Annotated in this window: 9 protein-coding genes and 1 tRNA gene; 5 read left to right on the top strand and 5 right to left on the bottom strand. The window is 61.6% G+C overall.

From position 1 onward, the window contains the following. Together JOY90_RS23750 and JOY90_RS23745 are read left to right on the top strand one after the other, a co-directional pair. Positions 1-1,048: glutamine synthetase family protein (locus JOY90_RS23750; RefSeq protein WP_291693552.1), on the top strand; the 1,048-nt coding region annotated here is incomplete at its 5' end. Positions 1,049-1,224: 176 nt separating this feature from the next. After that, on the top strand, positions 1,225-1,824 hold the full coding sequence (locus tag JOY90_RS23745; RefSeq protein WP_291693553.1) for a cysteine hydrolase family protein: 600 nt from the start codon (positions 1,225-1,227) through the stop codon (positions 1,822-1,824). A gap of 309 nt (positions 1,825-2,133) precedes the next feature. Here JOY90_RS23745 and cyoD read toward each other — a convergent pair whose 3' ends face one another. The 4 genes from cyoD to cyoA are packed head-to-tail and all read right to left on the bottom strand — an operon-like array spanning position 2,134 to position 6,031. Continuing rightward, positions 2,134-2,496, bottom strand: coding sequence for a cytochrome o ubiquinol oxidase subunit IV (gene cyoD, locus JOY90_RS23740; protein ID WP_291693551.1), 363 nt, complete (start codon positions 2,494-2,496; stop codon positions 2,134-2,136). Between the two features lie 15 nt (positions 2,497-2,511). Continuing rightward, positions 2,512-3,147, bottom strand: a complete 636-nt coding sequence (locus tag JOY90_RS23735; RefSeq protein WP_291693550.1) for a cytochrome (ubi)quinol oxidase subunit III — start codon at positions 3,145-3,147, stop codon at positions 2,512-2,514. A 15-nt stretch (positions 3,148-3,162) separates the two neighbouring features. After that, positions 3,163-5,112 carry a cytochrome o ubiquinol oxidase subunit I gene (cyoB, locus tag JOY90_RS23730; protein WP_291693549.1) on the bottom strand — a complete coding sequence of 650 codons (1,950 nt, stop codon included), beginning with the start codon at positions 5,110-5,112 and terminating at the stop codon, positions 3,163-3,165. 1 nt (position 5,113) lies between these two features. Next, positions 5,114-6,031, bottom strand: coding sequence for a ubiquinol oxidase subunit II (cyoA, locus tag JOY90_RS23725; protein WP_291693548.1), 918 nt, complete (start codon positions 6,029-6,031; stop codon positions 5,114-5,116). A 233-nt stretch (positions 6,032-6,264) separates the two neighbouring features. On the opposite strand from cyoA, the gene JOY90_RS23720 reads away from it, so the two are divergent. Then, positions 6,265-6,498, top strand: a complete 234-nt coding sequence (locus JOY90_RS23720) for a hypothetical protein (RefSeq protein WP_291693547.1) — start codon at positions 6,265-6,267, stop codon at positions 6,496-6,498. A gap of 101 nt (positions 6,499-6,599) precedes the next feature. On the opposite strand, the gene JOY90_RS23715 is transcribed toward JOY90_RS23720, so the two are convergent. Continuing rightward, positions 6,600-6,674: transfer RNA gene (locus JOY90_RS23715), tRNA-Gln, on the bottom strand. 153 nt (positions 6,675-6,827) lie between these two features. Between JOY90_RS23715 and JOY90_RS23710 the strand changes: the two genes are divergently transcribed. Together JOY90_RS23710 and JOY90_RS23705 are read left to right on the top strand one after the other, a co-directional pair. Further along, positions 6,828-7,862, top strand: coding sequence for a glycosyl transferase (locus JOY90_RS23710; protein WP_291693546.1), 1,035 nt, complete (start codon positions 6,828-6,830; stop codon positions 7,860-7,862). Between the two features lie 11 nt (positions 7,863-7,873). Further along, a partial coding sequence (locus JOY90_RS23705) for an NAD(P)-dependent oxidoreductase (RefSeq protein WP_291693545.1) occupies positions 7,874-8,142 on the top strand: 269 nt, incomplete at its 3' end.

Below are 8,142 nucleotides of genomic sequence, written 5' to 3'. Positions count from 1 at the left end.
TATTGTGACCGCCGAAGGCGAGGCTTGGTCGTACTGCCCGCGCAGCTTCCTGAAGCGCGGCCTCGAGACGCTCCGCGCGGAGGCGGGATTCGAGATCCTCTCGGCTTTTGAGCAGGAATTCGTCTACACGGGCGTTGGTGAATGGCCGGGCACCACCTATGGCTATGATGCCTTCCGCAATCAGGGGACGTTCGGCGAGATCTTCATCTCCGCGATCAGGCGGGCGGGCGCGACACCCGACTCCTTCCTCCCCGAATATGCGCCCCGCCAATATGAAGTGACGGTCGCCCCGCAGCTCGACCTGCGCGCCGCCGACGAGGCGGTGATCGTGCGCGAAATGGCCCGCGCCGTCGCCTTCCGCCTTGGGCATCGGGTAATCCTAAGCCCCATCGTCGAGCTCGGCGCGGTCGGCAACGGGACGCATATTCATTTCAGCCTGCGCGACCTTGCCGGGGAGGCCATCATGTATGATGCCTCCCGTCCTTATGGAATTTCGGAAAGGGCGGAGCCTTTCGTCGCCGGAATCGTCCAGCATATGCCAGCCCTCACCGCGCTCACCGCACCCTCGATCGTTTCCTATTTCCGGTTGCGCCCCAATCGCTGGGCGCCTGTCTGGGCCAATCTAGCGGAGCGAGACCGTGGGGCCGCGTTGCGGGTTTCCCCAATCTTTTGCATGGCCGCCGAGAATGCGGACCAACAGTTCAATCTCGAGTTCCGCGTCTGCGACGCGACCGCGAGCCCCTACATGGCGCTTGGAGCGCTGGTGCATGCCGGGCTCGACGGCATACGCAACGAGATGCGGCTTCAGACCCCGCCGGCAAAGAGCATCTGGGAGATGACGTCTGAGGAGCGGCACGCCGCCGGCATCACCGATCTCCCAGGATCGCTCGCCGAGGCCCTCGGCCGACTCGAGTCCGACGAGGCGCTGCATGCCTCTCTCGGCCCCGACCTGCTTAGCGCCTATTTGCGCCTACGGACATCGGAGATCAACGCGGTCAAGGGCGAAAGCGACGAGGCGATCTGCGCGCGCTACGCCGCCGCCTATTAGAGCCCGATCAGAAAAAGTGGAAACCGCTCTTCCGAAAAGATTATGCCTAATAGTTTAGAGCAGTGTAGCGGTTCGGCTTAAAGCCAACACGCGCGGAGGGGCTTGTGAGCAGGGATTTGGCCAAGGAACCGACGAGCCGCGACATTCCGATCGAGCTCGGGCATGCGGCCCTCCTCATGATTGACGTGCAGAATTACGGCGTCGATCCGAAGGGCGGCTCCTTCGCGAAGCTCGGCGAGCGGGACCTGGACGATGCAAACCGCTTCCTCCATCTCGTGCATGCCGCCATCTTGCCCAACCAGGCAAGGCTGCTGCGCGCCTGCCGGTCCGCAGGCATCGAAGTGATCTACACGGTGATCGAGAACCTGACGATTGACGGGCGCGACCGCGGTCTCGATTACAAGATCTCCGGCATCGACGTGCGAAAGGGCTCCTGGGATGCAAAAGTGCCCGCCATCGTTGCTCCCCTCCCGGACGAGATCGTGATACCCAAGACTTCGTCCTCGGTCTTCATCTCGACCAATATCGATTATCTGCTACGTAATCTTCGCATCCGTTCTCTCGTGATCGCGGGATTTCTCACGGACCAATGCGTCGATTCTGCGGTGCGCGACGCTTGCGATCTCGGCTATCTGGTGACGCTGATCACCGATGCATGCGCCACCCACACGCGCGAGCGTCATGAGGCATCGCTGCGCAATAATCGCGGCTATTGCCGGCAGATCACGACGGATGAGTTCGTCGCCGAGGTCGAGCACCTTCGCAAAACACAGTAGTCCCGCCCGGATAACTGGTTCCCCTTTGTCGGAAAAGGCCTAACCACAACTCTGTAACATTGTGGATAGATTTTTTCGACGGATAGACCATCCGCCGGGATCGATCCGTAGGCCTGGCGAGCGCGACGTGTGCTATCGTCGCGTGCGACGGCGGGCCGGACAGCCTCCGTCCAAGTTACCTTACCACCCAACAACCCTCGCGCCGGACGAAACTGCCTGCTCCTGGCGCGGGCGCTCACCATTCAAACGTGGTCATGCGACCCGCATCGACATGCGCTTGTTGGAATGACCAGATCGGGCGGGCTCCGGTTATGGCGACATCGGCATCATGTTGCTGTTGAGATTGGCGATGATCCAAACAGAACCGGTAATGACGAGAAAAACGATCAGCACGCCAAAGGCGAGGGCGAGAACATTATTCGTGCTGTCGGGCCCGCTGCCCAGATGCAGAAAGAAGACGAGGTGAACGCCGATCTGCGCGAAAGCCAGCACGATCAACCCAACCGGAATGCCCGGCGACCAGAGCCAATCGGTCTGGGAAACGACAAAAGAGGCGATCGTCGCCAGGATCGCAAGCCCCAATCCAACCGTGTACGACAGGTAGGTGGCCGTGGGCTCATGCTCTCCGACGCCCGGCGTCCGGTCGTCGAAGACGTGCTCGGGACCGTCCATTGCCGATAGCTCCAATCAGGTAGCCCAAAGATAAACCAACGTGAATACCCCGATCCAGACGATGTCCAGCGCGTGCCAGAACAGGCTCCAGCACAGCAGGCGTCGCAGCACGGCAGCTTGCAGACCCTTGGCGATCACCTGAGCAACCAGGTAGACGAGTGCGATCAAGCCGCTCGCGACATGGATGCCATGAGTGCCGACCAAAGTGAAAAAGGCGGACAGATAGCCGCTGCGCGAAGGCCCGGCGCCCTTCTCCACCATGCCGGCAAATTCCGTGACTTCAATGAACAGAAAGGCCGCGCCGAGCGCGAAGGTGCAAGCCGCGAAGATCAGGAAGCGCGCCGGGTCCCTTCGCTCCGCGGATAATGCTCCGAGCCCACATGTATAGCTCGAGAGCAACAAACACATCGTCTCGATGAAAGCGCTGCGGATGTTGAACAGCTCGGCTCCAGTTGGTCCCCCCGCGGTATTCCCCAACATGACCGCGTAGGCGGCGAAAAGGGCCGAGAACATGACCATGTCGCTGAGGATGAAGATCCAGAATCCGTAAGCGACCACGATGCGTTTCGGGGCCGGGCCGCCCCCGCCACGTCCTCGCGCGCGCTCGCTTGAAACCTCGTTTGGAGCTCTGTCGATTTCGGCAAGCGTCATGCGGGCTGCCTCACCTCACCGGACCCGTTCCATTCGCGCAAGCTCGGCGGCTGAGATTTCGTGCTCACGCTCAATGCTCCAGCCAGCTATCAAGACCACGGTCGCGGCGGCGGCAAAGCCGAGGATGGCCAACCACCAGATCTGCCAGATCAGCGAAAACCCCATGACCACCGCAAAAAAAGCGGTGACGAATCCGGCCGGGCTGTTGCGCGGCATTTCGATCGCTTCATAGGCCGGCGCCGCCGGAGGCCGGCCCGCGAGCTTCAAGTGCCAAAACGCATCGATGCTATCGACCCTCGGCAGCACCGCGAAATTGTAGTCGGGAGGTGGTGAAGAGGTGGACCACTCGAGCGTTCGACCGTTCCATGGGTCGCCGGTCAAGTCACGGCGCTGCTCGCGCGTGCGTATGCTGACGTAGAGCTGCGCGATCTGGCAAAGGATTGCGCACAATATGACGATGGCCCCGGCCTCCGCGACGAGCAGTAAAGGTTGCCAACTTGGGTCGGGAATATGCTCCAGGCGCCGGGTCATGCCCATCAGCCCCAGCGCATAAAGCGGCATGAAGGCGAGATAAAAGCCGATGAGCCAGCACCAGAAGCTGGCCCGACCCAGCCGTTCGTCGAGGGTGAACCCAAAGGCTTTGGGAAACCAATAGTTGATACCCGCCAGCACCCCGAACAGAACGCCACCGATGATGACATTGTGAAAATGCGCAACCAGGAAAGTACTGTTGTGAAGCACGAAGTCGACTGGCGGCACCGCCAGCAACACGCCGGTCAGGCCGCCTATTGCGAACGTGACGATGAAGCCGACTGCAAACAGCATCGGCGTCTTGAACACAATCCGGCCGCGGAACATCGTGAACAGCCAGTTGAAGACTTTGACGCCCGTCGGCACTGCAATGACCGATGACATGATCCCAAAAAACGCGTTGACGTCGGCGCCCGCGCCCATGGTGAAAAAGTGATGCAGCCACACCATGAATGAGAGGATACAAATCCCGAGCGTTGCCCAAACCATCGAGCGGTAGCTGAACAATGCCTTGCCGGAAAAGGTCGCGACCACTTCGGAATAGATGCCGAAGGCAGGCAGAATCAGAATGTAGACTTCGGGGTGACCCCAGGCCCAGAACAGATTGACGTACATCATCTGGTTGCCGCCGGCATCATTGGTAAAAAAATGCATGCCGAGGTGTCGGTCGAGCAGCAGCATTATGAAGGTGGCGGTCAGGATCGGAAAAGCGGCAACGATCAACAGACTTGAGGCCAGCGCGGTCCAGCAAAACACCGGCATGCGGAAATAGGTCATGCCGGGAGCGCGTAACTTGAGGATCGTCGTCACAAAATTGATGCCGGTGAGCAAGCTGCCGACACCCGAAATCTGCAACGACCAAAGGTAGTAGTCGACCCCGACATCGGGTGAAAAGGCGAGCTCGGATAGCGGCGGGTAGGCCATCCAGCCGGTGCGCGCGAAATTGCCGATCACAAGCGAGGCATTGATCAACAGGGCGCCCGTTGCCGTGAGCCACAGACTGATCGAGTTGAGCACCGGAAAGGCAACGTCGCGCACGCCGAGCTGCAACGGCACGGCAAAGTTCATCAAACCGATCACGAGCGGCATCGCGACGAAAAAGATCATGATCGTGCCGTGCGCCGAGAAGACCTGATCGTAGTGCTCCGGAGGCAAGTATCCTTGCGCCGTGCCGACCGCGATCGCCTGCTGCGTGCGCATCATGATCGCATCCGAAAAGCCGCGCAGCAGCATGACCAGCCCAAGCACTATGTACATGATTCCAATGCGCTTATGGTCGACGCTGGTCAGCCACTCGCGCCACAGATATGGCCACCACCCCTTTACAGTTATCGTTATGAGGACGGCCAGAACGAATAGGCCGACTGCCGCTCCGCTGATGATCGGGAGCGGCTCGTTGATCGGGATTGCCGCCCAGGTCAGCCTGCCCAGCATTTCAACCTCCCGCCCGATGCACCGGCGGATGCCATCGCGCACCGATGTCCGCCTTCGCGGGACCCGCGATCGTCTGCTCGAGAATGCGGTCGAAGAGCTTCGGTGAAACCGAGCGATAGGTTGTAGGTGGCACGGCTTTGCTCGGCTTTGACAGCTGGTCATAGCCGGCATCGTCAAGGGCAGATCCGGCGCCGCGCACCTGCTCGGGCCAGGCCGTGAACTCGTCGGCCGGCACCGACCTGACGACGAACCGCATCTCGGAAAAGCCGTCGCCGCTGAAGTTCGCGGACAGCCCGGGAAATTCGCCCGGCCTGTCCGCGAGAAGGCTCAAATGCGTGGTCATGCCGCCCATGGCGTAGATCTGGCTGCCCAGCTGCGGCACGAAAAACGAATTCATCACCGTTGCCGAGGTGACTCGAAATTCAACAGGCGTTCCGGCCGGGATGACCAGCTGATTGACGGCGGCGACACCTCGATCGGGATAAATGAAAAGCCATTTCCAATCGAGCGCCACAACGTCGACGCGCAGGGGGTCGGATTTTCCAGGGATCGCTGCTCGCGGATCGAGCCGGTGCGAACCGATCCAAATGACCCCGCCCAGCAAGATCACGGTCAGCGCCGGGATGGACCAGACAACGAATTCGACACGCTCTTCATAGGATTCGACCAGGCTGCGGGCGGCGTGGGCGTTGGAGGACCGATACCACCAAGCGAACACCAGAGTAGCCATGATAACGGGTATCACGACAACGAGCATGATCGCCGTCGAATTGATCAGCAGGAGTCGCTCCGCCGAGGCGACCGGCCCTTGCGGATCCAATACACCAGCAGGCTTGCAAGAAGCGAGAAGGGTGGTGCCGGCGGCTGCGCGGAGCACGCGTGAACGTCGCAGGCCGCACAGCAAGCCTGTTCTCTTCATCGAACGCCTCCCCAGTCGTTTGTCCAAAACCGCGGGCGAACCCGGCGATCTCTTACAGCTGGTTCCTTTCGACGCCAGAGATCGGGCTTCAACAGATCAATGATCTTAGTGTCCCCAGGCTATGCAACTGATGCCGCGAGGGATGCTCTCTTCGAGGAGATCACCATGTGCTGACCCCTGCGATCGCAATGCTCGCGCCCGTGTGAGCCGGGTATCTATGTTCCGGGATTCGAATGCTCGTGCGCCTGCCGTTCTCAACGATAAGCCTTCACCACCTCATCGCCAAGCAGCATCTTGATTCGGTGGCATTCCGACGGGCGAATGGGCAGGTTCCGATGGTGACAAAACGTTCCGTACACAAGGGTGACACCTTTCGCCAGGCAGGCTGGCGGGAGCGCTCGCATGCCCTGGAAGGAGTGTTCGGTTTTGGAAGAACATCGTTCGGCGTGTTGACGGCGAAGCGATGAGCCATCTCAGCGGGGACTCCGGCACCATTCGGCCCGAGGTTGTCACCCATGTCTTAGGAACGAATTGTCACCTCTGTGTCCGGTCCGGACAACGGAATGGCTGGCTGGGGCGCTAGGATTCGAACCTAGGAATGGCGGTACCAAAAACCGCTGCCTTACCACTTGGCGACGCCCCAATGGCCGGCGGAAGTCTCTAGCTGCCACCTCCCGACTTGGCAATGTGAATCGAGAACGACAAACGCCTGGCGAACCGCAACAGCCTCTTGCGGGAGGCTCGCGTCCTTCGGCCGGCTTGCCGCCTCTCCTGCTTTGCGGCAAGGACCTGACGCATGGCCACCGCGATCGTCATCACGCTTACCGCCGCGGCGGCATGTTCCGCGGGTCTCGTCGTTGCGATGATGCCGCTTCTGCGTCGCTATGCCTTGGCGCGACCGAATGCGCGCTCGAGCCACGCGGAGCCAACGCCTCAGGGCGCCGGCGTCGCGGTGGTGCTCGCCACACTGCTGGCGACCGGGATAGGCCTCGTCGTTGCCATGCCGGAAGGGGCGGCGGTGCGCGAGGCCACGCTCGTGCTCGCCGCCTCGCTCCTTGTTGCCGCGACGGGCGCCATCGATGATCTGAGGCCACTCGGGCCGCTCGCCAAGCTCGTGCCGCAGATTGTTGCGGTCTGCCTGGTCGTTTTGCTTGCCGCACCGGCCGAGGCGCGGCTTTTCCCGGCGCTGCCGTTTGCGATCGAGCGTGCTCTGGTGATCCTGGCCGGCGTCTGGTTCGTCAACCTCGTGAACTTCATGGATGGCATCGATTGGATCACGGTTGCTGGCTGCGGCGTGCCGCTCGCCGCCTTGGCAGCGCTGGGCGGCGTGGCGACGTCGCAAACAATGGCGGCGCCCCTGCTGGCGGCCGCGCTCTGCGGCGCGCTCATCGGTTTCGCACCCTTCAACAAACCGGTGGCGCGCGTCTTCCTCGGCGATGTCGGCAGCCTACCGATCGGCCTGATCCTGGGTTATGGACTTTATCGCCTGGCGCTCGCCGGCCATCTCGCCGCTGCCTTGATCTTGCCGCTCTATTATTTGTGGGATTCTGGCGCGACGCTGCTGCGGCGGCTGTCGCGCCGCGAAGCCTTTTGGGAAGCTCATCGTAGCCATGTCTACCAACGGGCGACGGATGCGGGATGGAGCGTCGCCGCGGTGGTGGGGCACATTTTTGTCCTTGAACTCGTTCTCGATGGGCTGGCATTGATCTGCATCTGGCAAGATTCGATACCGGTCTCGGGCGTGACGCTGGTCCTTGCCACCGTACTCGTCGCGGCGATCTCGGCGAGGCTCACGGCAGGTCCTTCAGATCCGCGCGAGACCTTCACTTGAAGCGCGTACTCGTGACCGGAGCGTCCGGCTTCATCGGGCGGGCGCTCGTCGCCTATCTCGCCGAACGCGGCTACCGTGTGCGAGCCGCGAGCCGCCGGCCTTTCCCGTCGGGAAAGGCCATCGACGCGGTCACGTCGCCCGACCTTACCGCTACCGCGGATTGGCCCCCTCTTCTCGACGGCATGGACGTCATCGTCCACGCAGCGGCGATTGCGCACACACGAGATGGGAATGAAGCTGCGCTTGCGCTCGTCAATCACCGTGCCGTCGCCGCACTCGC

Source organism: Bradyrhizobium sp., assembly GCF_019242285.1.
Lineage (GTDB): Bacteria > Pseudomonadota > Alphaproteobacteria > Rhizobiales > Xanthobacteraceae > Bradyrhizobium.
The sequence above is the reverse complement of the archived record's forward strand: the minus strand, read 5'-3'. Positions and strand labels throughout refer to the sequence as shown.